22 protein-coding genes are annotated in these 25,983 nt (G+C 69.7%); 13 read left to right on the top strand and 9 right to left on the bottom strand.

Going from position 1 to position 25,983, the window contains the following annotated elements:
* Positions 1–3: 3 nt before the first annotated feature.
* Positions 4–348: a HesB/IscA family protein gene (locus DYZ02_RS10235; RefSeq protein WP_115686154.1), complete on the bottom strand. Its 345-nt coding sequence runs from the start codon at positions 346–348 to the stop codon at positions 4–6.
* A 208-nt stretch (positions 349–556) separates the two neighbouring features.
* Here DYZ02_RS10235 and DYZ02_RS10230 point away from each other — a divergent pair, with 208 nt between their 5' ends.
* Together DYZ02_RS10230 and DYZ02_RS10225 are read left to right on the top strand one after the other, a co-directional pair.
* The gene (locus DYZ02_RS10230; protein ID WP_245945775.1) at positions 557–1,264 is read left to right on the top strand and encodes a DUF3043 domain-containing protein; all 708 of its coding nucleotides are present in this window, start codon (positions 557–559) and stop codon (positions 1,262–1,264) included.
* A 15-nt stretch (positions 1,265–1,279) separates the two neighbouring features.
* A complete protein-coding gene (locus DYZ02_RS10225; protein WP_115686152.1) occupies positions 1,280–2,278 on the top strand; it encodes a nicotinate-nucleotide--dimethylbenzimidazole phosphoribosyltransferase in 999 nt (332 codons plus the stop codon).
* Here the strand turns inward: DYZ02_RS10225 and DYZ02_RS10220 are convergent.
* Positions 2,264–3,370 carry a branched-chain amino acid aminotransferase gene (locus DYZ02_RS10220; protein ID WP_115686151.1) on the bottom strand — a complete coding sequence of 369 codons (1,107 nt, stop codon included), beginning with the start codon at positions 3,368–3,370 and terminating at the stop codon, positions 2,264–2,266. The genes DYZ02_RS10225 and DYZ02_RS10220 overlap by 15 nt on opposite strands.
* A 127-nt stretch (positions 3,371–3,497) precedes the next feature.
* Here DYZ02_RS10220 and DYZ02_RS10215 point away from each other — a divergent pair, with 127 nt between their 5' ends.
* Positions 3,498–4,991, top strand: coding sequence for a leucyl aminopeptidase (locus tag DYZ02_RS10215; RefSeq protein ID WP_115686150.1), 1,494 nt, complete (start codon positions 3,498–3,500; stop codon positions 4,989–4,991).
* Between the two features lie 27 nt (positions 4,992–5,018).
* On the opposite strand, the gene DYZ02_RS10210 is transcribed toward DYZ02_RS10215, so the two are convergent.
* Positions 5,019–5,417 carry an oxidoreductase gene (locus tag DYZ02_RS10210; protein WP_181896958.1) on the bottom strand — a complete coding sequence of 133 codons (399 nt, stop codon included), beginning with the start codon at positions 5,415–5,417 and terminating at the stop codon, positions 5,019–5,021.
* A 103-nt stretch (positions 5,418–5,520) separates the two neighbouring features.
* Between DYZ02_RS10210 and sucB the strand changes: the two genes are divergently transcribed.
* The 6 genes from sucB (at position 5,521) to lipA (ending at position 14,150) form a co-directional block, all read left to right on the top strand.
* Positions 5,521–7,707: a 2-oxoglutarate dehydrogenase, E2 component, dihydrolipoamide succinyltransferase gene (gene sucB / locus DYZ02_RS10205; RefSeq protein WP_115686462.1), complete on the top strand. Its 2,187-nt coding sequence runs from the start codon at positions 5,521–5,523 to the stop codon at positions 7,705–7,707.
* A gap of 211 nt (positions 7,708–7,918) precedes the next feature.
* The gene (gcvP, locus tag DYZ02_RS10200; protein ID WP_115686148.1) at positions 7,919–10,795 is read left to right on the top strand and encodes an aminomethyl-transferring glycine dehydrogenase; all 2,877 of its coding nucleotides are present in this window, start codon (positions 7,919–7,921) and stop codon (positions 10,793–10,795) included.
* Positions 10,796–10,805: 10 nt separating this feature from the next.
* A complete protein-coding gene (gcvT, locus tag DYZ02_RS10195) occupies positions 10,806–11,873 on the top strand; it encodes a glycine cleavage system aminomethyltransferase GcvT (protein ID WP_115686147.1) in 1,068 nt (355 codons plus the stop codon).
* Between the two features lie 2 nt (positions 11,874–11,875).
* Positions 11,876–12,274, top strand: a complete 399-nt coding sequence (gene gcvH, locus DYZ02_RS10190; protein ID WP_115686146.1) for a glycine cleavage system protein GcvH — start codon at positions 11,876–11,878, stop codon at positions 12,272–12,274.
* Between the two features lie 10 nt (positions 12,275–12,284).
* Positions 12,285–13,064: a lipoyl(octanoyl) transferase LipB gene (gene lipB / locus DYZ02_RS10185; RefSeq protein WP_115686145.1), complete on the top strand. Its 780-nt coding sequence runs from the start codon at positions 12,285–12,287 to the stop codon at positions 13,062–13,064.
* A gap of 42 nt (positions 13,065–13,106) precedes the next feature.
* Positions 13,107–14,150 (top strand): lipoyl synthase, encoded by a 1,044-nt coding sequence (gene lipA, locus DYZ02_RS10180; RefSeq protein WP_115686144.1) that lies wholly within the window; start codon positions 13,107–13,109, stop codon positions 14,148–14,150.
* A 74-nt stretch (positions 14,151–14,224) separates the two neighbouring features.
* Here lipA and DYZ02_RS10175 read toward each other — a convergent pair whose 3' ends face one another.
* Both DYZ02_RS10175 and DYZ02_RS10170 read right to left on the bottom strand, forming a co-directional pair.
* Positions 14,225–16,324, bottom strand: a complete 2,100-nt coding sequence (locus DYZ02_RS10175; RefSeq protein WP_115686143.1) for an acyl-CoA dehydrogenase family protein — start codon at positions 16,322–16,324, stop codon at positions 14,225–14,227.
* A 19-nt stretch (positions 16,325–16,343) separates the two neighbouring features.
* A complete protein-coding gene (locus DYZ02_RS10170; RefSeq protein ID WP_115686142.1) occupies positions 16,344–17,639 on the bottom strand; it encodes an acetyl-CoA C-acetyltransferase in 1,296 nt (431 codons plus the stop codon).
* Between the two features lie 214 nt (positions 17,640–17,853).
* Between DYZ02_RS10170 and DYZ02_RS10165 the strand changes: the two genes are divergently transcribed.
* From DYZ02_RS10165 to DYZ02_RS10155, 3 genes are all read left to right on the top strand, one after another.
* Positions 17,854–19,188, top strand: coding sequence for a 3-oxoacyl-ACP reductase (locus DYZ02_RS10165; RefSeq protein WP_115686141.1), 1,335 nt, complete (start codon positions 17,854–17,856; stop codon positions 19,186–19,188).
* A gap of 6 nt (positions 19,189–19,194) precedes the next feature.
* Positions 19,195–20,121, top strand: a complete 927-nt coding sequence (locus DYZ02_RS10160; RefSeq protein WP_115686140.1) for a MaoC family dehydratase — start codon at positions 19,195–19,197, stop codon at positions 20,119–20,121.
* Positions 20,122–20,208: 87 nt separating this feature from the next.
* Positions 20,209–20,979, top strand: a complete 771-nt coding sequence (locus tag DYZ02_RS10155; protein WP_115686139.1) for a DUF4191 domain-containing protein — start codon at positions 20,209–20,211, stop codon at positions 20,977–20,979.
* 30 nt (positions 20,980–21,009) lie between these two features.
* Here DYZ02_RS10155 and DYZ02_RS10150 read toward each other — a convergent pair whose 3' ends face one another.
* Positions 21,010–21,489 carry an RDD family protein gene (locus DYZ02_RS10150; protein ID WP_115686138.1) on the bottom strand — a complete coding sequence of 160 codons (480 nt, stop codon included), beginning with the start codon at positions 21,487–21,489 and terminating at the stop codon, positions 21,010–21,012.
* A gap of 139 nt (positions 21,490–21,628) precedes the next feature.
* On the opposite strand from DYZ02_RS10150, the gene glnA reads away from it, so the two are divergent.
* Positions 21,629–23,098, top strand: coding sequence for a type I glutamate--ammonia ligase (gene glnA / locus DYZ02_RS10145; protein WP_220272206.1), 1,470 nt, complete (start codon positions 21,629–21,631; stop codon positions 23,096–23,098).
* Positions 23,099–23,179: 81 nt separating this feature from the next.
* On the opposite strand, the gene DYZ02_RS10140 is transcribed toward glnA, so the two are convergent.
* The 3 genes from DYZ02_RS10140 to DYZ02_RS10130 are packed head-to-tail and all read right to left on the bottom strand — an operon-like array spanning position 23,180 to position 25,964.
* Complete coding sequence (locus DYZ02_RS10140) at positions 23,180–23,983, bottom strand: ABC transporter ATP-binding protein (RefSeq protein WP_115686136.1); 804 nt, start codon at positions 23,981–23,983, stop codon at positions 23,180–23,182.
* Positions 23,980–24,960 (bottom strand): FecCD family ABC transporter permease, encoded by a 981-nt coding sequence (locus tag DYZ02_RS10135; RefSeq protein ID WP_115686135.1) that lies wholly within the window; start codon positions 24,958–24,960, stop codon positions 23,980–23,982. The genes DYZ02_RS10140 and DYZ02_RS10135 overlap by 4 nt, the downstream gene beginning before the upstream one ends.
* Positions 24,960–25,964: a FecCD family ABC transporter permease gene (locus tag DYZ02_RS10130; protein WP_115686134.1), complete on the bottom strand. Its 1,005-nt coding sequence runs from the start codon at positions 25,962–25,964 to the stop codon at positions 24,960–24,962. Before DYZ02_RS10130 ends, DYZ02_RS10135 begins: the two co-directional genes overlap by 1 nt.
* Positions 25,965–25,983 lie beyond the last annotated feature (19 nt).

The following is a 25,983-nucleotide window of genomic DNA, read 5'->3' as shown; positions in this document are numbered from 1 at the left end:
AGCTTAGTTGAAGGAATCGCCGCAGGCGCAGGAGCCGCCGGCGTTGGGGTTGTCGATGGTGAAGCCCTGCTGCTCGATGGTGTCGGCGAAGTCGATCTTCGCGCCCATCAGGTAGGGCACGCTCATCTTGTCCACCACGAGGCGGACCCCGCCGATCTCGTCGGCCTTGTCGCCGTCGAGCTCGCGGTCGTCGAAGTAGAGCTGGTAGCGCAGACCGGCGCAGCCGCCCGGCTGGACGGCGATGCGCAGGGAGAGGTCGGTGGCGCCCTCCTGGTCGAGAAGCGCCTTCGCCTTGGCGGCTGCCGCGTCGGTCAGCGTGACACCCGTTGCGGAGGTCGGTGCAGTCATGAAAACTCCTTGCCTGTGACTTGCTTGTAAGATGCGCGGCGTTCGCACCGCGTGCGGAACGCGCGTACAGAACGACTGTCTCGTGTGCGGACCAGACTACTCCTCCCCTCCGGACGAGGTCGAAGGCCCAACCCGCGCTACGTCACGCAACACGCCACCGCCGGGGGATATTCCCTGCGTGTCCGAGCAAGCTTGTAGCCTAAGGGGCGTGAAGAAACCGTGGCAGAAATCCGACGCGCCCGCACCCGAGGCGCCCAGCGAGGAAGGCGGCTCCACGAAGGTCACCGCCCCGATCGAGCAGCCGCAGGCGAAGCTCCCCAAGGGATACACCCCGCCGAAGGGCCGACCCACCCCGAAGCGCCAGGAACAGGAGATCAAGCGCGGCGTGCGGCGCGACCCCGACGCCCTCACCCCCGCACAGCAGCGGCAGCGGGACAAGGAACTGAAGAAGTCCATGTCCAAGGAGGAGTGGAAGGAGCACAAGCGCCGCCAGCGGGAGGAGGCCCGCCGCGCCAACAAGGAGCTGCAGGCGCGTATCGACGCCGGGGACGACCGCTACGTCTTCGACCGCGACAAGGGCGAGGTCCGCCGCTTCGTGCGCGACTGGGTCGACGCGCGGCGCTTCTTCAACAACTACGTCATGCCCGCCGCCCTGGTGCTCCTCGTGGTCATGCTGGTGGGCACGTTCGTGCCGCAGGTCTCTGCCGTTCTCTCGCTTCTCTCGCTCGTCTTCATGCTGGCCATCGTGGGCGAGGCGGTGTTCATCGGCGTCCGCGCCAACAAGGCTGTGCGCGAGCGCTTCCCGGAGAGCACCGACCACGGCTTCGGGCTGGGCATGTACGCCTTCTCGCGCGCGAGCCAGCCGCGCAGCTGGCGCTCGCCCAAGCCGCGCGTGGAACTGGGCGCGAAGGTCTAGGCGGGAGCGCAGCTGGTGTCTGATCACGCTTCGGGCCTCTTCCCCGCCGTCGACTCCCCCGACCTCGGCATCGCCGGCCGCGTTTCCGCCGCGCTGGCCACGTCGGTGCGGGGCCGCTCCTTCGGCCGCGTCGGCGAGCTCGGGGCCTGGATCGCCGCCTGCCGGGGCGAGGAGGTTCCCACCCCCTTCGCGCGCCCGCACGCGCTGATCTTCGCCGGCGACCACGGCGTCGCCCGCCGCGGGGTCTCGGCCCACTCCCCCGCCTCCGGCCCGGCCCAGGTGGCGGAGGCTGCGGCGGGCGGAGGCCCGGTCAACGTCGCGGCGCGCTCGGCGGGCTGCGCGGTGCGGCTTGTCGACGACTGGCTCGACGCCCCCACCGGCTCCATCGACGTCGAGGACGCCATGACGCCCGAACAATTCGACGCGGCGCTGGCGCGCGGCCGGGAGCTCGCGGACCAGGAGGTCGACGCCGGGACGGACCTCATCGTCCCGGGCGACATCGGGGTGGGCAACACCACGGTCGCGGCGGCCGTGTTCGGCGCACTCACTGGCACCGAGCCCGTGGCGGCGGTGGGCCGCGGCAGCGGGATCAACGACAACGTGTGGAAGGTCAAGACCGCCGCGGTGCGCGACGCGATGTTCCGCGTCCGCGGCTTCCGCGAGGATGTCCCCCGCGTCCTCGCGTCGATCTCGGCCCCGGATTTCGTGGCGCTCGCCGGGCTCATCGCCCAGGCGGCCGCGCGCCGCACGCCGCTGCTCATCGACGGCCCCTACACCACCGTCGCGGCCTACGTGGCGGAGCGCCTCGCCCCCGGCACCCGGCACTGGCTGGCCGCCGCGCAGCTCAGCGCCGAGCCCTGCCAGCAGGTCTGCCTCAAGGCGCTGGATCTGACCCCGCTCATGGCGCTCGACATGGCGACGGGCCAGGGCGCCGGGGCGCTTATGGCCCTGCCGCTGCTCAACAGCGCGGCGGAGATGGTGGGCGACGAGGTCGCGAGCCTACGCGCCGACTAGCGTGACGTTCCAGCCGTGTGCGTCGTCGACCTCGCCCTGCTGGATGCCCCGCAGCCGCTCGCGGAGCTTCATCGTCACCTCGCCCGGCTCGTTGTTGTTCACTGTGAACTCGCCGCCGTTGCTGAGCACCCGGCCGACGGGGGTGATCACGGCGGCGGTTCCGCAGGCGAGGGTCTCGGTGATCTCGCCGGACTCGACGCCCTCGCGCCACTCGTCGACGGTGATCTGGCGCTCCTGCGCGGTGTAGCCCAGGTCGAGCGCGACCTGGAGCAGGGAGTCCCGGGTGATGCCGGGCAGCAGCGACCCGGACAGCGCCGGGGTGATCAGGCTGGCCTCGGCGCCGGAGCCGCGGACGAACATGAGGTTCATCCCGCCCATCTCCTCGATGTACTTGCGCTCGATGGCGTCGAGCCAGACGACCTGGTCGCAGCCGCGCTGCTCCGCCTCCGCCTGCGCGAGCAGGGAGGCGGCGTAGTTGCCGGCGAACTTGGCGTCGCCGGTGCCGCCCGGCGCGGCGCGGACGTAGTCCTCGGAGATCCAAACGCTCACCGGGGAGACCCCGTCGGCGAAGTAGGCGCCCGCCGGGGAGGCGATGACGTAGAAGGAGTAGGTGCTCGAGGGCTTGACGCCGAGGGTCTTCTCGGTGCCGATCATGAAGGGGCGCAGGTAGAGGGAGGCCTCCCCGCCGGGGGCGGGGACCCAGTCCTGGTCGACCGTGACGAGCTGGCGCAGCGCCTCAACGAAGAGCTCCTCCGGCAGCTCGGGCATGGCCAGGCGCTGGGCGGAGCGCTGCATGCGGCGGGCGTTCTGCTCGGGGCGGAAGGTGGAGATGGAGCCGTCCGCATGGCGGTAGGCCTTGAGCCCCTCGAAGATGGCCTGGCCGTAGTGGAAGACGTTGGTGGCCGGGTCGAGGGAGATCATCTCGTAGGGCCTCACCTGGGCGTTGTGCCACCCGTTCTCGCGATCCCAGTCGATGGAGACCATGTGGTCGGTGAACTCCTGGCCGAACGCGGGGTTGGCGAGGATCTCCTCGCGCTGCTGCGTGGTGCGGGGGGTGTTGTTCTTGGTGAGTGCGAAGTGCGGTGAGGTCATGGCGCCAACCTTACTCCCCGCCCGAATGATGGGATAAGGATCCCACGCTTTGCACTGTGCGCGGCGCGGGCTGCCGCGGAAGGTAGCGTGGAGCGATATCAGCAATCCAAGATCAAGAAAGGTGAGAATGTTCACAGTGAAAGCCACTCCCTTCGACCTGTCCCTCCCCGCCCGGGGAGAAACCCTGCACCTCGAGCTCGTCCCCTCGGTTCCCACCGACCCCGGCGTCGCGCTCGTCCCGGTGACGCGGGGTGACGACGGGATCGAGATCCCCGTCACCGGGCTGGCCACCGAGGGCCTGCTCGAGTCGCTCGAGGTCCTGGGGGCCACGGGCAAGGAGGGTGAGGTCACCCGAGTGCTTCGCGACGCCACCATGGTCATCGCCTTCGGCCTCGGCGATGCCGAGGAGATCGACGAGGACGTCGTGCGCCGCTGCGCCGGAGTCCTCGCGCGCAGCCTCACCGGCGTCGAGCGCGCCACCGTCACCACCGAGTTCGGCCTGCGCCCGATTGCGGAGGGCCTGCTGCTGGGCGGGTACTCCTTCACCGGCCTGAAGAACCCGGGCGAGAACCCCCGCGACGAGACCGCCACCACCCGCATCAACGTCGTCGCCGAGGACTCCGAATCCGCGCGCGCCGAGTACGCCCGCGCCGTCGTCGCCGCGGAGTCCACGCTGCTCGCGCGAGACCTGGTCAACACCCCGGCGAACTTCCTCTACCCGGAGTCGTACGCCGAGGTGATCAGCGAGATCGCCGGCCAGTCGGGACTGAAGGTCGAGGTCTTCGACGAGAACTACCTCGAGGAGAACGGCTTCGGCGGCATCCTCGCCGTGGGCAAGGGCTCGGCGCGCCCGCCCCGGCTCGTCCACCTCGCCTGGGAGCCCGCCGGCGCCGACACCACCGTCGCCCTCGTGGGCAAGGGCATCACCTTCGACACCGGCGGCATCTCGCTCAAGCCCGCCTCCAACATGGAGGACATGATCTCCGACATGGGCGGCTCGGCCGCCGTCGTCGCCGCGATCAGCGCCGCCGCCCGCCTGGAGCTGGGCGTGCGCGTCGAGGCGTGGGTCCCGCTGGCCGAGAACATGCCCTCGGGCACGGCCTCCCACCCCGGCGATGTGATCACCCACTACGGCGGGATCACCTCCGAGATCCTCAACACCGACGCAGAAGGCCGCCTCGTGCTTGCCGACGCCATCGCCCGCGCCAGCGAGGACGAGCCCGACTACCTCATCGAGACGGCGACGCTCACCGGCGCTCAGCTGGTGGCGCTGGGCAACCGCACCGCCGGCGTGATGGGCTCGGAGGAGTTCCGCGACCGCGTCGCCGACATCGGCCGCTCGGTCGGCGAGGCCGCCTGGGCCATGCCGCTGCTCGAGGAGCAGGAGGAGGAGCTCACCTCGCCCGTGGCGGACATCCGCAACGTCCACAACGCGCGCACCGGCGGGATGCTTTTCGCGGGCCTCTACCTCTCCCGCTTCGTCGCGGAGGACACGCAGTGGGTCCACATCGACGTCGCCGGCCCGGCGTGGAACACCAAGGGCGCGTGGGGCTACACCCCGAAGCGAGCCACCGGCGCCCCGGTGCGCACGATCGTCGAGGCGCTCACCCGCCTCGCCTAGGCCCGACTAAGGAAGGCCTGCTTGAACCTAGGGCCCGTAGGGGCTCTCGCCGCGCTCGAAACGGGCGCGGCGTTTCTTCTGTTCGGCGCGTTTGCGCAGGATGCGCTCGCGCTCCATCCGTTTGCGCATGCGCTCGGGGTATCCGGTCTCCTCGACGTCGTAAAGCGCGATGCCCAAAAGCTTCGCCACCGCGTGGATGCCCTTGGGGCCACCGATGCGGCGGCGCATGAACTCCCCGTCGGCGTCGACGAGGACAACCGACATCTCGTTGACCACCGTCTCCGGCTCAATGTAGCCCTCCACGAAGGTCCGCCCCGCGGCCCACTGCTTCAGGTAGGCGGCGTCCTCCTGGCGGATCGTGTCGCCGGGGGCGCGCGGCGGGCGCAGCGAGGACGAGAACTTCCGGTTGCCGAAGATGTTGAACACCTCGTTCATCTTACGGGGCCAGCCACAACGCGGTTTGCACCGAGAAGGTACGCTAAGGCTTTGTAGCTTCCGCTTGAAAATGAACCGAGGAGACAAGAAAAACATGGCTCACTCCGTAGAGATGCCCGAGCTGGGCGAGTCCGTCACCGAAGGCACGATTACCACGTGGCTGAAGTCCGTCGGCGATACCGTCGAGGTCGACGAGCCGCTGCTCGAGGTCTCCACCGACAAGGTCGACACCGAGATCCCGTCCCCGGTTTCCGGCGTCCTGCTCGAGATCAAGGCCGAGGAGGACGACACCGTCGACGTGGGCGAGGTCATCGCCATTATCGGTGAGGAGGGCGAGGCCCCCGCCTCCGCCGGGGACTCCGACGACTCCGCGGGCTCCGAGGAGAAGGAAGCGGCAGACAAGACCGCCGAGCAGCCCGAGGCGAAGAAGGACGCGGACGCCGAGGAAGCCAAGCCCGCCGCCTCCGGCGAGACCACCGACGTCGAGATGCCCGAGCTGGGTGAGTCCGTCACCGAGGGCACCATCACCACCTGGCTGAAGTCCGTCGGCGACACCGTCGAGGTCGACGAGCCGCTGCTCGAGGTCTCCACCGACAAGGTCGACACCGAGATTCCCTCCCCCGTGGCCGGCACCCTCGTCGAGATCCTCGCCGAGGAGGACGACACCGTCGACGTCGGCGCCGTCATCGCCCGCGTGGGCGACGCCTCCGCCGCAGCCAGCTCCGCCGCATCCAACGACGCCCCGGGCGAGGAAAGCGTGGCGGACGCCGACGAGGAGGTCACCGAGGACAACTCCGCCGAGGGCGAGGGCGACAACCCGCTCGACGCGCCGGAGAAGTCCGCCGAGAAGAACTCCGCCACCAACAAGAAGGGCTCGGGCGAGTCCGTCGACGTGGAGATGCCGGAGCTCGGCGAGTCCGTCACCGAGGGCACCATTACCACCTGGCTGAAGTCCGTCGGCGACATGGTCGAGGTCGACGAGCCGCTGCTCGAGGTCTCCACCGACAAGGTCGACACCGAGATCCCCTCGCCGGTCGAGGGCACCATCCTGGAAATCCTCGCCGAGGAGGACGACACCGTCGACGTCGGCCAGGTCATCGCGCGCATCGGTGACGCGGCCGCCGCCTCCTCCGGCAGCACCACCGAGGACGCGCCGAAGGAGGAGTCCAAGCCGGCGCCGAAGGAAGAGCCCAAGGAGGCCCCGAAGAAGGAGTCCAAGCCGGAGGCCAAGGCTGACGACGCCAAGGAGGAGAAGGGCTCCGCCGCCAACGAGCGCTCGGAGACCGACGCCAAGGAGGACGCCGGCGCGACGTCCGGGAAGCTCGACAACCGCGGCGACAAGGTCCCCTACGTCACCCCGCTGGTGCGCAAGCTGGCCGACAAGCACGGCGTTGACCTGAACACCATCGAGGGCACCGGCGTAGGCGGCCGCATCCGCAAGCAGGACGTCCTCGCGGCCGCCCAGGGCGACGCCCCGCAGGCCGAGGCCGCCGCCCCGGAGGCGGCGAAGGGCGGGCGCTCCAACTGGTCCACCAAGTCCGTGGACCCGGCCAAGCAGGAGCTCATCGGCACCACCCAGCGAGTCAACCGCATCCGCGAGATCACGGCCGCCACCATGGTCGACTCGCTGCGCTCCACCGCCCAGCTCACCCACGTCCAGGAGGTCGACGTCACCCGCGTGGCCGAGCTGCGCAAGAAGGTCAAGCCGAAGTTCCAGGAGAAGCACCAGGTCAACATCACCTACCTGGCGTTCTTCGTCAAGGCCGCCGCGGAGGCCCTCGTCTCCCACCCGAACGTCAACGCGTCCTACAACGCGCAGACAAAGGAGATCACCTACCACTCCGACGTCAACATCGGCGTCGCGGTGGACACCGAGCGCGGCCTGCTCGTCCCGGTGATCAAGAAGGCCCAGGACCTGAGCCTCGCGGAGATCGCCAAGGCCATCGCGGACCTGGCCGAGCGCGCCCGCAGCAAGAAGCTGCGCCCGGACGACCTCTCCGGCGCGACGTTCACGGTGACCAACATCGGCTCCGAGGGTGCCCTGCTGGACACCCCGATCCTCACCCCGCCGCAGGCGGGCATCCTGGGCACCGCCGCCATCGAGAAGCGCCCGGTGATCGTCACCGAGGACGGCATCGACTCCATCGCCATCCGCCAGATGTGCTACCTGCCGTTCACCTACGACCACCAGCTCGTCGACGGCGCCGACGCCGGCCGCTTCGTGTCCACCATCAAGGACCGCATCGAGTCCGGCGACTTCGAGGCCGACCTGGACCTCTAAGGCAGAACGGGCGGAGCTACCGCTGAACGGGGCCCCGGGGACGCGACACACGCGCCTCCGGGGCCCCGTTTTCCGTGCGCCGACATTTTTATGCGCGCCCAACCACGGCCGGGGCGGGCGGTGGGGCGTCGACAAGCGATCTCGCTTCGGAGTGTCGGGCGGGCCGATACACTGACATGTGAATCTCTCCCCGCAACGCAAGGAGTTCGTCTTGGATTACATTTCCCGCCACATCGGTCCCGACGCCGCAGAGCAGGAGGAGATGCTCGCGGCACTGGGATACGACAGTGTGGAGGCGCTGGTCGACGCGGCGATGCCTCCCGGGATCAAGGCCACGAAGGCCATTGAGCTGCCGGAGCCCCTGACGGAGGCCGAGGCGCAGAACCGCCTGCGCGAGCTCGCCGGCAAGAACACCGTTCTCAAGGCCTTCTACGGCCAGGGTTTTTCCTCCACCCTCACCCCTCCGGTGATCCGCCGCGGGGTCGTGGAGGACGCCGGCTGGTACACCGCCTACACCCCCTACCAGCCCGAAATCTCCCAGGGCCGCCTCGAGGCCCTGCTGAACTTCCAGACCATGGTCGAGGACCTGACCGCCCTGCCCGTCGCGAACGCCTCGCTTCTCGACGAAGCCTCCGCCGCCGCCGAGGCCATCGGCCTCATGTCGCGCGCCGTGCGCAAGGGCCGCCGCGTGCTTCTCGACGCCCGACTCCACCCCCAGGTCATCGCCGTCGCCGCGGAGCGCGCCCGCGCGATCGACCTCGAGGTCGAGGTGGTCAACCTCGCCGAGGGCGTTGTCGGGGAGGACCTCGTCGGTGCGGTCGTCGCCTACCCGGGCACCGAGGGCGACGTCGTCGACCCGCGCCCCGTCATCGAGGCGATCCACGAGCGCGGCGGGCTTGTCGCCGTCGACGCCGACATCCTCGCCCTGACGCTGCTGGAGGCGCCAGGCACGCTCGGGGCGGACATCGCGGTGGGCACCACCCAGCGCTTCGGCGTGCCCCTGTTCTACGGCGGCCCGCACGCCGCGTACATGGCGGTGACCGACAAGCTCAAGCGCCAGATGCCGGGCCGCCTGGTGGGCGTGTCCGTCGACGCGGAGGGCTACCCCGCCTACCGCCTGGCGCTGCAGACCCGCGAGCAACACATCCGCCGCGAGCGCGCCACCTCGAACATCTGCACCGCGCAGGCCCTGCTCGCGGTCACCGCCTCGATGTACGCCGTCTACCACGGCCCGGAGGGGCTGAATGAGATCGCGCGCACCGTGCACGGCCGCGCGGCCAGCTTCGCGGCGGCCGTGACCGAGGGCACCGTGAAGCACGACCACTTCTTCGACACCGTCGCCGTCGAGGTTCCGGGCCGCGCCGCCGAGATCAAGCGCTCCCTGGCCGATGAGGGCTACCTCGTGCGCGCCGTGGGCGCGGACACCGTGGTGGTCAGCTTCGGCGAGGACACCGAGGACGCGGACGTCGCGGCGCTGGCCGCAGCGTTCGGGGGCACCCCGGCCGAAGCCGGGGACCGCCTGCCGGAGGGGCTCGCGCGCACCACGGACTTCCTCACCCACGAGGTGTTCAACAAGATCCACTCCGAGACCCAGATGATGCGCTACATCCGCGCCCTGGGCGACAAGGACCTCGCGCTGGACCGCACGATGATCCCGCTGGGCTCCTGCACCATGAAGCTCAACCCCACCGCCGGCCTCGAGGCGATCACGTGGCCGGGCTTCGCCAACGTCCACCCCTTCACCCCGGACGAGTACACCGCCGGCTGGCGCGAGCTCATCGGGGAGCTGACGGACTGGCTTGTCGAGCTCACCGGCTACGCCGCGGTTTCCGTGCAGCCGAACTCGGGCGCCACGGGCGAGCTCGCGGGCCTGCTCGCGATCCGCCGCTACCACGTGGCCAACGGCGACACCGAGCGCGACATCTGCCTCATCCCGGCCTCCGCGCACGGCACCAACGCTGCCTCCGCCACGCTGGCGAACCTGCGCGTCGCGGTGGTCAAGACCGCCGCAGACGGCTCCGTCGACCTCGAGGACCTGGACGCGAAGCTCGCCGAGCACGGCGAGCACGTCGCAGCGATCATGCTCACCTACCCGTCCACCCACGGCGTGTACGAGGACACGGTGCAGACCGTCTCGGAGAAGGTCCACGCCGCCGGCGGGCAGGTCTACATCGACGGCGCGAACATGAACGCGCTGACCGGCATCGCCCGGCCCGGCGACTTCGGCGGCGACGTCAGCCACCTCAACCTGCACAAGACGTTCACCATCCCGCACGGCGGCGGCGGCCCCGGCGTCGGCCCGATCGGCGTCGCCGAGCACCTCGTGCCCTTCCTCCCCGCCGACCCGCAGGTCTCCCGCGAGGACGCGGGCTCCGAGGTCCCCGTGGGCGAGGGCGTGCCCATCTCCTCGACAACCTACGGCTCCGCCGGTGTGTTGCCGATCTCCTGGGCGTACATCGCCATGAGCGGCGCCGCCGGGCTCAAGGCCGCCACCGAGCACGCCGTGCTCGGCGCCAACTACCTGGCCCGCGAGCTGGGCGACTCCTTCCCCGTGCTCTACACCGGAGAGAACGGCCTGGTCGGCCACGAGTGCATCTTCGATCTGAACGGCATCGCGAAGGAGTCGGGGGTGACGGCGACGGACGTCGCCAAGCGCCTCGTCGACTACGGCTTCCACGCCCCCACCCTCGCCTTCCCCGTGGCCGGCACCCTCATGGTGGAGCCGACCGAGTCGGAAGACCTCGCCGAGCTCAAGCGCTTCGTCGAGGCGATGCGCTCCATCCGCGCGGAGGCGCAGGAGATCGCCGACGGGAAGATCGAGTACGAGAAGTCCGTCGTCCACAACGCCCCCTTCACCGCCTACAGCGTCACCCGCTCCGAGTGGCCCTACGAGTTCAGCCGCGAGCAGGCCGCCTACCCGGTCGACGGGCTGATCCACCACAAGTACTTCCCGCCGGTGCGCCGGATCGACGAGGCCTACGGCGACCGCAACCTGGTCTGCTCCTGCCCGCCCCCGGAGGCCTTCGACATGGAGCCCGAGGCCGTCGAGGAAGTCGACGTGACCGTGACCGAAGAGAACAAGAAGTAAAGGACACCACATGCCCGAATCACCCCTGAAGGCCGCGCACGAGGTCCTCGGCGCCTCGTTCACCGATTTCGGCGGCTGGACCATGCCCCTGAAGTACGGCTCGGAGCTCGAGGAGCACCGCGCCGTGCGCGAGGACGTGGGCATCTTCGACCTGTCCCACATGGGCGAGATCGAGGTCACCGGCCCCGAGGCGGGCGCCTTCCTCGACTACGCGCTCATCTCCTCCATCTCCAACCTGAAGGTGGGCAAGGCGAAGTACTCGATGATCGTCGACGACAACGGCGGCATCCTCGACGACCTCATCACCTACCGCCTCTCCGAGGACCGCTTCCTCGTGGTCCCCAACGCAGCGAACACCGCCACGGTGTGGGCCGCCTTCCAGGCCCGCGCCGAGGGCTTCGACGCCGAGCTGCGCAACCGCAGCGAGGAAATCGGCCTCGTCGCGGTGCAGGGCCCGCGCTCGCTCGAGGTCATCGCACCGCTTCTCGACGGCACCCCCGGCGACCTCCCCTACTACTCCGCGGCGGAGATGAAGCTCGGCTCCATCGACGTCGTCGTCGCCCGCACCGGCTACACCGGCGAGGACGGCTTCGAGCTCTTCGCCAGCTTCGCCGACACCCCGAAGGTGTGGGAGGCCGTCATCGGCTCCGGCACCCCGTGCGGCCTGGCCGCCCGCGACTCCCTGCGCCTCGAGGCCTCGATGCCGCTCTACGGCCACGAGCTGAGCGCGGAGATCACCCCCGTCGAGGCCGGGATGGGCCGGGCCTTCGCGAAGAAGGATGCGGACTTCGTGGGCAAGGCCGCCCTGGCCGGGCGCGAGCCCTCGGTGGTCATCGCCGGGCTGACCTCGGAGCAGCGCCGCGCCGCCCGCGAGGGCGCGGAGGTCTACCTGGGCGAGGAGAAGATCGGCGTGGTCACCTCCGGCCAGCCCTCCCCCACCCTGGGCCACCCGGTGGCGCTGGCGCACCTCGACCCGGCGCACGCCGAGGTCGGCACGGCCGTGGAAATCGACATCCGCGGACGCCGTTATCCGTTTACTATCAGTGAGACCCCCTTCTACAAACGAAAGGACGCCTAGCCATGGCACTGCAGCAGGATTACTACTACTCAGAGGACCACGAGTGGATCAACTCCACCCCGGACGCTGCCGTGGGGGCAAAGGTCCGCGTGGGCATCACCGACGTGGCCGCCGACCGCCTCGGCGAGGTCGTCTTCGCGGAGCTGCCGCAGGTGGGTGACGAGGTCACCGCGGGCGAGACCTGCGGCGAGGTCGAGTCCACCAAGTCCGTCTCCGACCTCTACGCCCCGGTCACCGGGACCGTCACCGCCGTCAACGAGGGGATCGACGGCAACTTCGAGCTGATCAACAACGACCCCTACGGCGAGGGCTGGCTGTTCGAGGTGGAGGTCTCTGAGGTCGGCCCGCTGCTCACCGCCGACGAGTACGCCGAGCAGAACGGCATCCGAACCCGGGACTAAGGTGTGGGGCATGACAACCCCGCGCGAACCCTTCTTCCCCGCCGACAAGTCCATCCGAGCCTCACAGGCGCCTCTCGACGTGCGCGATGTGGGGCTCGTGGACTATCAGGAGGCCTGGGCGATGCAGGCGGAGCTGGCGGACAAGCGCGGCCGCGACGAGGTGGGCGACACCGTCCTGGTCCTCGAGCACCCCTTCACCTACACGGCGGGCAAGCGCACCCAGCCCTCCGACCTGCCCAACGACGGCTCCCCCGTCGTCCAGGTCGACCGTGGCGGACGCATCACCTGGCACGGCGAGGGCCAGCTGGTCGTCTACCCCATTGTGAAGCTGGCCGAACCCGTCGACGTGGTGGACTACGTCCGCCGCCTCGAAGAGGCCATCATCGCGGCGGTGCGCACCGCGGGCGTGGCCTCCGCCGGGCGCATCGACGGCCGCTCCGGAGTGTGGGTGCCCGCCGCGACGCCCGCGAAGGACCCGGCGGCCCCGACGCGCGACCGCAAGATCGCCGCCCTGGGCATCCGCATCACCCGCGGCGTGACCATGCACGGTCTGTCGCTGAACTGCTCCAACTCGCTGGACGCCTACGGCCACATCATCGCCTGCGGCATCGACGACGCCGACGTGACCACCATGAGCCTCGAGCTCGGCCGCCAGGTCCCCACCTCGGAGCTGAAGGCCCCGCTCATCGGCGCCCTCGACCGCGCCCTCGCCGGCGAGCTCGCCGTGGCAGACCACACGTTCGGCTCGGCCCCCGACCCCTCCAAGGGGCTGCGCCGAAGCCCCCGCTAGGCCTTTTCGACTCTGCTTGACAAGAGCGTTACGGTAGAGGGCGTGACTGTTGCACCTGAAGGCCGCAAGCTCCTGCGTGTGGAGATGCGCAACGCCCAGACCCCGATCGAGCAGAAGCCGCGCTGGATCCGCAACGCGGTGAAGACGGGCCCCGAGTACGAGGACATGAAAAAGAAGGTGAAGGGTGCCTCCCTTCACACGGTGTGCCAGGAAGCGGGGTGCCCCAACATCCACGAGTGCTGGGAGTCCCGCGAGGCGACCTTCCTCATCGGCGGCGCGAACTGCTCGCGGCGCTGCGACTTCTGCCAGATCAACTCCGCGAAGCCGGAGCCGCTGGACCGCGGCGAGCCGTTGCGCGTGGCGGAGTCGGTGCGGGAGATGAACCTGAACTACTCCACCATCACGGGCGTGACCCGCGACGACCTCGAGGACGAGGGCGCCTGGCTCTACGCGGAGGTCGTGCGCAAGATCCACGAGCTCAACCCGAACACCGGCGTGGAGAACCTCACCCCCGACTTCTCCGGCAAGCCGGACCTGCTGCAGGAGGTCTTCGAGGCGCGCCCGGAGGTCTTCGCCCACAACGTGGAGACGGTGCCGCGCATCTTCCGCCGCATCCGCCCTGCGTTCCGCTACGAGCGCTCGCTCGACGTGATCCGCCAGGCGCGCGACTTCGGGCTGATCACCAAGTCGAACCTCATCCTGGGCATGGGCGAGACGCGCGAGGAGGTGCTCTCCTCTCTGCAGGACCTCGTCGACGCGGGCACGGACATCATCACGATCACCCAGTACCTGCGCCCGGGCCCCCAGTTCCACCCCATCGAGCGCTGGGTCAAGCCGGAGGAGTTCATCGAGTACCGCGACGCGGCCTATGAGATGGGCTTCGGCGCCGTCATGTCCGGTCCCCTGGTGCGCTCCTCCTACCGCGCGGGCAAGCTCTACGTGGAGGCGATGAAGCACCGCGGCCGCGAGCTGCCGGAGAACCTGGCTCACCTCGCCGAGACTTCCCAGGGCGACACCGCGCAGGAGGCCTCGACCCTGCTGAGCAAGTACGGCCCCTCGCAGGACACGCCGGTGACGACGCGCTAGCTCGCCTCTCGACGCCACAAAAGCCCTCGCCCGGTAGTCCGGGCGAGGGCTTTCCTGTGCGGCGGGGAGACCCGTTAGCTCAGGTCGGTGCCGCCGTTTGTCATCATCGGGCGGTCGAGCACCACCTGGGGGATCTTGAAGGCGTCGACAAGCACCTCGGACCAGGGGCCGAGCGAGTCAACGAGGTCGTTGACCGCCGCCTTGGCCGCCTTGATGCGGCCGGAGGTGAGCACGTTGTGCTCCTGGTACCAGTCGCCGTAGGTGGTGATGGTGTCCAGCACGAAGAGGTGGCGGATCTGCTCGAAGACCGGGCGCGCCGGGGAGTCGGCGGGCAGCTTCTCCTCGGCCTCGATCATGGCCTGGACCATCATGCGGTCGCCGTAGGCCACGGCGGCGGCGAGGAGGTGGTCCTGGGAGCGGTCGATGACCTTGGCTGCCTCGTCGCGATCCATCTTGCGGGCGACCTGGACGCGGCGGACCAGGGAGTTGAGCACCTGCTCCTCGCGGGTCTGCACCACGCGCAGCTGGGTCTCGGCGTCGAAGAGCGAGCCGGTGCCGCTGACGCGGTCCTGGATGGTCTGCACACCGGCGGCGATGCCGGAGCGGCGGGTGAGGATGTCACCGACGTTGGAGGCCACGAAGCGGGCCATGCCGAAGGGCGAGAGCTCGGAGACTTCCTTGCCGTAGGCGGTGAGCAGGTTCTTGCCCACCAGCTGGCGCAGGATGGTGTCGTCACCCTCGAAGGTGGTGAAGACGTCCACGTCGGCGCGGAAGGTGGTGAGCAGGTTCTCGGCCATGAAGCCGGCGCCGCCGCAGGCCTCGCGGCACTCCTGGAGGGTCTTGTTGGCGTGGGTCGCGGCCGTCGCCTTGAAGATGGCGGCGAGCGTCTCCATCTCGCGGCCGGCGCGGTCCTGCTCGTCGGTCGGGTCGGCGGGGTTCCACTGGCCGCTGATGATGGCGTCGGTCTGCTCCTGGAAGCGGTCCAGGAGCTTGTTCTGGAACACGGCCAGGGCGTAGGACTTGGCCAGCGGGATGAGCAGGCGGCGGCGGTGGGCGCGGTAGTCGATCAGGCGGGACTCCTGGCCCGCCTCGCCGGCCTCGAACTGGCGGCGGATGTTGGCGTACTTCACCGCGATGGCGAGGCCGGCGCGGGCGGCGCCGGCCGCGGAGGCGCCGACGCCGAGGCGGCCGCGCACGAGGGTGGCCAGCATGGTGAAGAAGCGGCGGTTCTTCGACTCGATCGAGGAAATGTAGGTGCCGTCCTCGGAGACGTCGGCGAAGCGGTTGAGCAGGTTCTCGCGCGGGACGCGGACGTTGTCGAACATGATCATGCCGTTGTCCACGCCGAGCAGGCCGCCCTTGTGGCCGTGATCGGAGCAGGTCACGCCTTCAACCGCGGACCCGTCGTTCTCGCGGATGCGGACGATGATGCAGTGCACGCCCTTGGACTCCTCGGAGTCCGGGGTGTAGAGCTGCGCGAAGACGGCGGCCCAGCGCCCGTCGCGGGCGGCGTTGCCGATGTAGGCCTTCTTCGAGCCCGGCGTCGGGGAGTTCACGATGAACTCCTTGGTCTCCGGGTCGTAGGTCGCGGTGGTCTCGATCTGCTGGACGTTGGAGCCGTGGCCGATCTCGGTCATGGCGAAGCAGCCGAGCTTGGACAGGTTCATCGCGCCCTGAGCGAACTCGATGTGGCGCTCGGTGCCGAGAGCGTCCACGGCGCCGCCCCACAGGCCGAACTGCACGCCCGACTTGATGCAGGCGGAGTTGTTGATCTGGGCGATCAGCTCGAGGGAGGACACGCCCGCGGCGACCTCGCCGTCGCCGCCGTTGAGCGGCGAGAAGGAGCCCTGGATGTTGCCCGAGTCGGCGATGGCCTGGACGTTCTCCAGGTTGTCGGCGCGGATCTCGTCGAGGGTGCCGTCGATCTTCGGCAGGAAGTCCGCGTTGTTGAGCAGCGGGCGGATCGCGTCCTTGCGGGCGCGGTAGTTGCCGTCGAGGAGGTCCGCCAGGCCCTCGATCGCAGCCTCGTCGGGGGTGGACGGCAGCGTGGCCGGCTGGTTCTTCTCCGGCTTGGCGTCGACCTTCTTCTGGTCCACGCTGCCGCCGTCGACGCGGTCGGTGACCTCGCCGGTCACCGGCGTGGAGGGGATGTTGTCCTTGGTGGGGGTAGACATGGTGGGGTTCCTTTCGGGTTTAACGCTCGATGATCGCGACGACACCCTGGCCGCCGGCGGCGCAGACCGAGATGAGGGTGCGGCCGCCACCGTTTTCAACGAGGGTCTTGGCGGCGGTGGCGAGGATGCGGGCACCGGTGGCGGCGAAGGGGTGGCCGGCCGCCAGCGAGGAGCCCTTGACGTTGAGCTTGGCGCGGTCGATGGAGCCGAGCGGGGCGTCGAGGCCGAGGCGCTCGCGGCAGTAGGTCTCGTCCTCCCACGCCTTGAGGGTGGCCAGGACCTGGGATGCGAAGGCCTCGTGGATCTCGTAGAAGTCGAAGTCCTGCAGGCTCAGGCCGTTGCGCTCGAGCAGGCGCGGCACGGCGTAGGTCGGCGCCATGAGCAGGCCGTCGCGCCCGTTGACGAAGTCGACGGCGGCGATCTCGGAGTCCACGATCCACGCCTGGGCCTCCAGGCCGTGCTCGCGGGCCCAGTCCTCGGAGCCGAGGAGGACGGCTGCGGCGCCGTCGGTGAGCGGCGTGGAGTTGCCCGCTGTCATGGTGGCGGTCGCGCCGTGCTGGATGGCGTCCTTCTTACCGAAGACCGGCTTGAGCGTGGAGAGCTTTTCCGCGGTGGAGTCCGGGCGCAGGTTCGTGTCGCGCTGCACGCCCAGGAACGGGGTGACGAGGTCGTTGAAGAAGCCGGCGTCGTAGGCCCTGGCCAGGTTCTGGTGGGAGGCGGCGGCGAGCTCGTCCTGCGCCTCGCGGGTGATGCCGAACTCGCGGGCCGTGATGGCGGCGTGCTCACCCATGGACAGGCCGGTGCGCGGCTCGCCGTTCTGCGGCTGCTCGGGGGCGAGCTGGCCGGGGCGCACGGAGCCGAGGAGCTTGACCTGGTCGAGCGGCTTCTTGGCGTTGGACGCCTTGATGAGGGTCTTGCGCAGCTCGTCGTTGACGGCCAGTGGGGCGTCCGAGGTGGTGTCGGTGCCGCAGCCGATGCCGGACTCGATGCGGCCGAGGGCGATGGCGTCGGCGACCTGGACGGCGGAGGTCAGGCTGGTGCCGCAGGCGTGCTGCAGGTCGAAGGCGGGGGTGGTGGGAGCAAGGGCGGAGCCGAGCACGGACTCGCGCACGAGGTTGAAGTCGCGGGCGTGCTTGAGCACGGCGCCGCCGACTACCTGCCCGAGTTCCTCGTCCTGCAGGCCGTAACGCGCGACGAGTCCGTCGATGGCCGCGGTGAGCATGTCCTGGTTGGATGCGTTCGCGTACTCCTTGTTGGAGCGGGCGAAGGGGATGCGGTTGCCGCCGAGAATGGCGACCTTGCGGGGCTGATTCACGGTCTGTAGTCCTTACTTGTTCGGGGTGAAGTGTGGGGGTTGCGCGGGTACGCGGATAACCGAATTCGATGGATTATCGATGTACCGCACATTACACTTATCGGTGTATTGTAAGCTACATCACGAACGAAACAAATTGGTAGCCTTAGTTACTAATTTACAACCAGAACCCCCGCAGCACACCGCAAAAAGGGGAACGGAAAAGGAGAAAGACGTGGCAAAGAAGAGCTTCATGGAACAGCTGATCAACTCCCCGCTCGCCGCGAAGGCCGGCGTGCCCCAGGGCTACCCCCTGCGCCGCTACAAGCAGGGTGAGCCCCTGCTCCACGGCCCCGTCGTCGTCGGCGGCCAGGGTCGCCTCGTCGAGGCGCTGACCTCCACCCTCGAGGGCCCGTACAAGCTGCTCAAGCCCGAGGCCGACACCCCCCGCGCCGGCATCGTCTTCGACGCCACCGGCATCACCGCCCCCGAGCAGCTCCAGCAACTCTTCGACTTCTTCCAGCCGCAGATGCGCAAGGTCACCGACAACGCCCGCGTCGTCGTCATCGGCACGACGCCCGAGCTTCTCGACGACACCGACGCGCGCATCGCGGCCCGGGCGCTCGAGGGCTTCACCCGCTCCCTGGCCAAGGAGATGCGCAAGGCCGCCACCGTGCAGCTGGTGTACGTGGACCCGGCGATTGACTCCGCGAACTTCTCCGGCGTCGAGTCCACCCTGCGCTTCCTGCTCTCCGGCAAGTCCGCCTACGTCGACGCCCAGGTCATCCGCGTCACCAACGCCGCCTCCACCGCCCCGGCTGACTGGGAGCAGCCGCTGGCCGGCCGCCTCGCGGTGGTCACCGGCGCCGCCCGCGGCATCGGCGCGGTCATCGCGGAGACCCTGGCCCGCGACGGCGCCAAGGTCATCTGCATCGACATCCCGCAGGCCGGCGAGGGCCTGACCGCCACCGCCAACCGCGTCAAGGGCACCGCCCTGCCACTGGACGTGACCAACCCGAACGCGGCCGAGGAGATCGCCAAGCACGCCGAGGAGCGCTACAAGCAGAAGGTGGACATCGTCGTCCACAACGCCGGCGTGACCCGCGACAAGCTGCTCGCCAACATGGACGAGTCCCGCTGGAAGATGGTCCAGAACATCAACCTGGTCGCCCCGGTGCGCATCACCGAGAAGCTCATCGAGCTGGGCGCCCTCGGCGACAAGCCCGCGGTGATCGGTGTGTCCTCCACCTCCGGCATCGCGGGCAACCGCGGCCAGACCAACTACGGCACCACGAAGGCCGGCGTGATCGGCCTGGTCGACTCGCTGAAGGACAGCCTCGCGGCCGTCGGCGGCAACATCAACGCCGTCGCCCCCGGCTTCATCGAGACCGACATGACCGCCGCCATGCCGACCGGCCCGCGCGAGATCGGCCGCCGCGCCAACTCCCTGCAGCAGGGCGGCAAGCCCGTCGACGTCGCCGAGACCGTCGCCTACTTCGCCGCCACCTCCTCGACCGCCGTCAACGGCAACACCGTCCGCGTCTGCGGCCAGAGCATCCTCGGAGCGTAAATCCACATGACTGAAGCAACCACCCCGTCCTACGAGGTCCTGGGCGCCGTCCCCGACCTGAGCAAGGTGATGCGCACAATCGTCACCGGCATGGCGCCCGTCGTGGGCACCACCCACGTCGCCGACAACGACCCGACCTCGCGCCTCGAGGTCCGCGGGGTCACCGTCGACCCGGCAGACCTCGCCGCCTACACCAGCGCCACCGGCCTGCGCCTCGGCAACGAGCTGCCCCCGACCTACTTCTTCGTCGTCGGGTTCCCGCTGACCATGGAGCTGATGAGCCGCCCGGACTTCCCCTTCGCCCCCGTTGGGGCAGTCCACGTGGCCAATGTCATCGAGCAGAAGCGCGCCCTGCGCATCGACGAGACCTTCACCGTGCGCACGCGCGGGGAGGACCTCCGCCCGCACCGCAAGGGCCTGCTCATCGACATCGTCACCGAGGTCCTCACCGACGGCGCGGAGCCCGTGTGGACGCAGACGGCGACCATGCTCTCGCAGGGCACGTCCTTTGCCAAGGGCGCGCCCACCGCGATCACGACCCGCGGGCTTGACGACGCCCGACTCCTGCCCAAGCCGGAGGTCCCCGACCACGCCGCCAACGCGCAGTGGACGTGGACCCGCGACAACGTCCGCGCCTACGTCACCGCCTCCGGCGACGCCAACCCGATCCACACCTCCAACCTGGGCGCCAAGGCCTTCGGCTTCCCCGGCGTCATCGCCCACGGGATGTTCTCCGCGGCCTCGGTGCTCCAGCTCCTGGAGGGCAAGCTGGGCGGCGCGCTGCGCTACTCGGTGGAGTTCCACAAGCCCGTCGTCGTGCCCACCCGGGTCGCCGCCTGGGCCACCGCCGAGGGGGCCTCGACCGGCCTGCAGCTGCGCAGCGCCTCCAAGCCGGAGAAGCTGCACCTGAACGCGCAGGTGGATTACCTGTAGGCGCCCGCGGGGCGTCGCGAAGCGGCAGCGCTTTTCGGAGCGCGGCCGCTTTTTCCCATTTCAACCCGGTGCAATAGAGTGGTGACCATGGCAGATGCGAAGTCCGTGAAGAAGGAACAGCGCGAGGCGAAGCGCGCCCAGCGCAGCAACACCCGCAAGCAGGTGTGGCAGGCATTCAACCTCCAGCGCAAGCGGGACCCGAAGCTGATTCCGCTCATGCTGCTGAGCATCCTGGGCATGGCCGCCGTGTTCTTCCTCATCGGCATGCTCTGGGGCGGCGAGTGGTTCATGCTGGTCCTCGGCATGCTCGTCGGGTTCGTCCTGGCGATGTGGCTGTTCAGCCGCCGCCTGGAGAACTCGATGTACGAGGAGGTGGGCAACCAGCCGGGCGCCGCCGCGTGGACGCTCGAGAACATGCGCAGCACGATGGGCATCGCGTGGATCACCAAGGTCTCCGTCGCGGCCTCCCCGCAGATGGATGTGGTGCACCGCGTGGTGGGCAACCCCGGCGTCGTGCTCGTCGGCGAGGGCAACCACGGCCGGGTGAAGAAGCTCATGGACCGCGAGGCCAAGCGGGTCGACCGCCTGCTCGCGGGCGTGCCGGTGCACGAGGTCTACGTCGGCGACGGCGAGGGCGAAACCCAGGTCCGCGACCTGCAGAAGACGCTGCTCAAGCTGCCGAAGAACTACAAGAAGGACGAGGTCTACTCCATGTCCGCCAAGCTCGACGCGATGGATGCCCGCTCGCAGGGCAACCGCCCCGCCGGGCTGCCAGGCGGGCCCATGCCGCGCCAGGCCCAGTCCATGGCCGGCATGAACCGCCGCATGCGCCGGATGCAGGAGCGCAAGGGCAAGTAAAACGGCCCGGCTCAGCCCGGCCGGTGCCGGCTAGGTCCGGATGACCGTCGTGCCGGTGGCGCGGTCGTGCATGCCGCGGCCGTTCGGGTCCACCAGCGCCGCCGGCAGGATGAACATGGTGAACACCGTGCGCAGCACCGCGCGGACGAAGCCGATGCGCTCCCCCGGCTTGTCCAGCCGGGCCACCCCCATCCCCAGCACGGCCATGCCCGGGGTGCGGGCGAAGAGCCAGCCGCAGAGGATGCCCATGACAAGCCAGAGCAGCAGGGCGAGCGTTGGAGTGTCGCCGAGCGCGTGCGTGTTCATCGTGATGAGGGACGCCGCGATCTGGCAGATGATCCAGTCGATGAGGACCGCGCCCATGCGCCGCGCCACCGACGCCTGCGCCCCCGGCCCCTCCTTCGGCATGCCGAGGTTCTGCCCCGGGTACTCGCCGTAGGGGTCGTCGCCTTCTCTGAACTGGTTGGGAAGCTCGGGGCCGCCGCGCCAGTCACGCTCACTACTCGCCATGGTGCCTACCCTACTAACGGGCCGCGCGGCGGAGGAATCGGCGTGGGGTGGCGTCGTCAAGCAGATCGGCGTGAAGTTTTTCTGACGGCGTGTGTGTTGGTTTTGTACTGGCGGGGCCACGCGCGTCTGTAGACTGGTCATGTTCTATTGCGCCAACCAAGGGAGTTTCACCGTGGCCTTCGAGAATATCGACGAGGTTCAAAAGTTCATCCAGGACGAAGGCGTCGAGTTCGTTGACGTTCGTTTTACCGACGTCCCTGGCACCGAGCACCACTTCTCCATCCCCGCCTCCATGTTCGACGAGGACGTCGTCGAGGAGGGCCTCGCGTTCGACGGCTCCTCCATCCGCGGCTTCACCACCATCGAGGAATCCGACATGACGCTCATGCCAGACCTCGCCACCGCGAAGCTGGACCAGTTCCGCGACGCCAAGACGCTGAACGTGAAGTTCTCCGTCAACGACCCGTTCACCCACGAGGCCTTCTCCCGCGACCCGCGCAACGTGGCCCGCAAGGCCGAGGAGTACCTCTCCTCCACCGGAATCGCTGACACCTGCTTCTTCGGCGCCGAGGCAGAGTTCTACCTCTTCGATTCCATCCGCTACCAGGTGGACGACCACAAGGCCTTCTACGACCTCGAGTCCGAGGAGGGCTGGTGGAACCGCGGCCGCGAGTTCGAGCTCGACGGCACCCCGAACCTCGGTTACAAGAACCGCGTCAAGGGCGGCTACTTCCCCGTCCCGCCCTACGACAAGACCGTCGACGTGCGCGACGCCATGACCCTCAACCTGGCCAAGGCCGGCTTCGAGATCGAGCGCTTCCACCGCGAGGTGGGCAACGGCGGCCAGCAGGAGATCAACTACCGCTTCAACACCCTGCTCCACGCGGCTGACGACCTGCAGGACTTCAAATACATCGTCAAGAACACCGCCACCCAGTTCGGCAAGACCGCCACCTTCATGCCGAAGCCCCTGGCCGGCGACAACGGCTCGGGCATGCACGCCCACCAGTCGCTGTGGAAGGACGGCGAGCCGCTGTTCTACGACGAGTCCGGCTACGGCGGCCTGTCCGACATCGCCCGCTACTACATCGGCGGCATCCTCGAGCACGCCGGCGCGGTGCTTGCCTTCACCAACCCGACGTTGAACTCCTACCACCGCCTCGTGCCGGGCTTCGAGGCCCCGATCAACCTGGTGTACTCGCAGCGCAACCGCTCCGCCGCGATCCGCATCCCGATCACCGGCTCCAACCCGAAGGCCAAGCGCATCGAGTTCCGCGCCCCCGACCCCTCGGGCAACCCCTACTTCGGCTTCGCCGCCATGATGATGGCCGGCATCGACGGCATCAAGAACCGCATCGAGCCGCACGCTCCCGTGGACAAGGACCTCTACGAGCTGCCGCCGGAAGAGGCCAAGGACATCCCGCAGGCCCCCACCTCCCTCGAGGCCGCCCTCGTGGCGCTGGAGAAGGACCACGACTTCCTCACCGAGGGCGACGTGTTCACCGAGGACCTCATCCAGACCTACATCCGCCTCAAGTACGACCGCGAGATCGCCCCGTCGCGCCTGCGCCCGACGCCGCTCGAGTTCGAGCTGTACTTCGACTGCTAGGAGCTTTTCGCTTCACGGCGCCCGCTCCCGCGCCCTCACCCCCGAGGCCCCGCGGGGGCGGTTGCGTTTCCGAGCCCGCGCTCACCCCTCCAGTCCGCTGACGTCCGGCGCGGGCAGCCCCGCCGGCACTATGACGACCTCCCCGCCGAGGTTGTGCACGGCCACGGGGATCCCGAACACCTCGCGGATCAGCTCGGCGGTGACGATCTCCCCCGGCGCGCCGGCCGCGACCACCGCTCCGTCCTTCATCACGATGAGGTGGTCGGCGTAGCGCACGGCCTGCTGGAGGTCGTGGAGCACGGCCACCACCGTGCGGTCCAGCTGGGTGACCAGCGCCTTGGCCAGCTCCAGTAGGGCGTACTGGTGGGCGATGTCGAGGTAGGTGGTCGGCTCGTCGAGGAGCAGGGCCGGGGTGTTCTGTGCCAGCACCATGGCCAGCCACACGCGCTGGCGCTGGCCGCCGGAGAGTTCGGCGACTCGGGCGTCGACAAGCTCTGCAACTGCCGCGGCGTTCATGGCGGCCCCCACCGCCCTGCGGTCCTCGCTGGACCAGGGCCTGAGCAGGCTCTGGTGCGGGAAGCGGCCCCGCTTGACCAGCTCGGCGACGGTGATGTCGGGCGGCGTGACGGTGCTCTGCGGCAGGAAGGCCAGCCGCGTGGCGGCCTGCTTGCCCGTGAGGTCGCGCAGGTCGTCCCCGCCGAGGAGCACCGCCCCGGCGGAGGGGGCGAGGATGCGGGCGAAGGCCTTGAGCAGCGTCGACTTGCCGCAGCCGTTCGGCCCGATGATCGCGGTGAACTGTGCGGCGGGGATGTCCACGTCCAACCCCCGGGAGATGACGGTGGAGTCCCAGGCCAGGGTGAGGTTGTTGGCGCGAAGAGCGGTCATGAGAAGGTCCTTGCAGATCTCGCGATGTATAGCAGCAGGTAGACGCCCCCGACCACGACCGTAACGAGGCCGACCGGCAGAGCCGTGGGGTGGAAGGCGCGCTGGGCGACGATGTCGGAGGCGGTGAGCAAGCAGGCTCCCACCAAGGCCGTCGACACCAGCGGAACGCGTTGGGCGCGGGTGAGCCCCTGGGCGATGTGCGGGGCGGCGAGGGCGACGAAGGCGATCGGGCCCGCGACGGCGGTCGACGCCGCGATAAGCACGACGCCGGCCAACAGGAGGAGCGCCTTGAAACGGTTGACGCCCAGCCCCAGGCCGTGGGCGGTGTCGTCGCCGAGGGCGAGGGCGTCCAGGCCGCGGCGCAGCAGCAGCGCCGCCGCCATGGCCACGAGCAGGAACACACCGGCCGGCAGGGCCACCGGCCAGCGGATGCCGTTGAGGCTGCCCGCACCCCAGCTCGCCGCCGACATCTTCGTCTGCAGGTCGCCGCGCGTGATGAGCCAGCGATTCAGCGCGGAGAGCATCGCCGAGATGCCCAAGCCCACGAGGATGATGCGCAGGCCCTCGACGCGCGTGCGCAGCGACAGCACCGCGACGATCGCCGCGGTGGCCAGGCCGCCCGCAAGGGCGCCGAGGATCTGCCCGCCGAAACCCGCGTAGCCCAGCACGATCGCGCAGATCACCCCGGTGTAGGCGCCCGAGGAGAAGCCGATGATGTCCGGGGAGCCGAGCGGGTTGCGGGTCAGCGCCTGGAAGAGCGAGCCGCTCAGCGCCAGCGCCGCGCCGACCGTCACCGCGGCGGCGACACGCGGGGCGCGCCACTGCGTGACGACGGTGCGCGCCAGGCCCGTCTCCGTGCCCAGCAGCGCGCACCACGCCTGGGACGCGGTCATCCCCGCCCCCGGCATGGTCAGCGCCGCAACGGTCACGACCAGCAGGATGACGGCCAGTGCGCCCGGCACAACTTTCGCACGCATCAGATCCCCTTCCGGCGCAGCTGCGCATAGGCGATGAGGAACGGAGCGCCGATGAAGGAGACGACCACCCCGGCCGGGAACTCACCCGGGGTCAGCACCCTCCCGGCGATATCCGCGCTGAGCAGGACGATCGGCCCGATCAGCCCGGACAGCGCCAGGATCCGCCCGAAGGACGCGCCGACCAGCCACCGGGCGATGTGCGGCACCAGCAGGCCCAGGAACACGATGACGCCCGCGGCCGCGGTGGCGGTGGCGGCCAGCACGATGATCGCCGCCAGGGCCGTCGCCCGGGTCCGGGCCAGGTGCGCCCCCAGGGCCGCGGCGGTTTCCTCGCCCAGCTGGAGCGCGCCCAGCCCCCGGATGGAGGCCGCCGCGGCGGCGCCGCCGAGCGCCAGCCCGGTGAAGGCCAGGTAGACGGGCCTGTAGGAGCCGACGTCCACGCTGCCGACCATCCAGGCGTGCAGCCGGTCGAACGCCTGGGGGTTCACCAGCGCCAGCCCGTCGCCGATGCCGCCCACAATCGCGCTCAGCGCCACGCCGGCGAGCACGAGGCGCAGGGGATCCACGCCTCCCGCTCCCCCGCGGCTCAGCGCGTAGATCCCCGCGCCCGCGGCGCCCGCGCCGGCCACCGCCAGGGCGGACAGGGCGAAGGAGGAATCCGGCGCGCCGGCGGCGAGGCCGACCACGATGGCGAAGGCGGCCCCCGAGTTGATCCCCAGCACGCCGGTGTCCGCCAGCGGGTTGCGGGTCAGTGCCTGCGCGAGGGCGCCAGCGAGGCCCAGCGAGGCCCCGCAGATCACTGCCACGAGCGTGCGGGGGACGCGCCGGTCCCAGATGATCGAGGACACCGGGCCCGACGTGCGCGCCGTCAGCGCGGCCCACACCTCCGGGAGGGAGATGGGCCTGGCGCCGACGGCCAGCGAGAGCGCCGCCGCGCAGCCCAGCGCGAGCAGGGCGGCAACGAGGACCGCGGGCAGGGGCACGCGGCGGCGGAAATCCGGCATTGCCCAAGACTAGCGCACC

The sequence above is a fragment of the Corynebacterium senegalense genome (assembly GCF_900411315.1).
Taxonomy (GTDB): domain Bacteria; phylum Actinomycetota; class Actinomycetes; order Mycobacteriales; family Mycobacteriaceae; genus Corynebacterium; species Corynebacterium senegalense.
The sequence above is the reverse complement of the archived record's forward strand: the minus strand, read 5'-3'. Positions and strand labels throughout refer to the sequence as shown.

Excerpts from the sequence above, each read along its gene's own strand:
- sucB (WP_115686462.1), top strand. The coding sequence starts at position 5,521 with ATGGCTCACTCCGTAGAGATGCCCGAGCTGGGCGAGTCCGTCACCGAA.
- DYZ02_RS10155 (WP_115686139.1), top strand. The coding sequence starts at position 20,209 with ATGGCAGATGCGAAGTCCGTGAAGAAGGAACAGCGCGAGGCGAAGCGC.
- DYZ02_RS10215 (WP_115686150.1), top strand. The coding sequence starts at position 3,498 with ATGTTCACAGTGAAAGCCACTCCCTTCGACCTGTCCCTCCCCGCCCGG.
- DYZ02_RS10160 (WP_115686140.1), top strand. The coding sequence starts at position 19,195 with ATGACTGAAGCAACCACCCCGTCCTACGAGGTCCTGGGCGCCGTCCCC.
- gcvT (WP_115686147.1), top strand. The coding sequence starts at position 10,806 with ATGCCCGAATCACCCCTGAAGGCCGCGCACGAGGTCCTCGGCGCCTCG.
- lipB (WP_115686145.1), top strand. The coding sequence starts at position 12,285 with ATGACAACCCCGCGCGAACCCTTCTTCCCCGCCGACAAGTCCATCCGA.
- gcvH (WP_115686146.1), top strand. The coding sequence starts at position 11,876 with ATGGCACTGCAGCAGGATTACTACTACTCAGAGGACCACGAGTGGATC.
- DYZ02_RS10220 (WP_115686151.1), bottom strand. The coding sequence starts at position 3,370 with ATGACCTCACCGCACTTCGCACTCACCAAGAACAACACCCCCCGCACC.
- DYZ02_RS10130 (WP_115686134.1), bottom strand. The coding sequence starts at position 25,964 with ATGCCGGATTTCCGCCGCCGCGTGCCCCTGCCCGCGGTCCTCGTTGCC.
- DYZ02_RS10235 (WP_115686154.1), bottom strand. The coding sequence starts at position 348 with ATGACTGCACCGACCTCCGCAACGGGTGTCACGCTGACCGACGCGGCA.
- glnA (WP_220272206.1), top strand. The coding sequence starts at position 21,629 with ATGTTCTATTGCGCCAACCAAGGGAGTTTCACCGTGGCCTTCGAGAAT.
- DYZ02_RS10140 (WP_115686136.1), bottom strand. The coding sequence starts at position 23,983 with ATGACCGCTCTTCGCGCCAACAACCTCACCCTGGCCTGGGACTCCACC.
- DYZ02_RS10175 (WP_115686143.1), bottom strand. The coding sequence starts at position 16,324 with ATGTCTACCCCCACCAAGGACAACATCCCCTCCACGCCGGTGACCGGC.
- DYZ02_RS10150 (WP_115686138.1), bottom strand. The coding sequence starts at position 21,489 with ATGGCGAGTAGTGAGCGTGACTGGCGCGGCGGCCCCGAGCTTCCCAAC.
- DYZ02_RS10135 (WP_115686135.1), bottom strand. The coding sequence starts at position 24,960 with ATGCGTGCGAAAGTTGTGCCGGGCGCACTGGCCGTCATCCTGCTGGTC.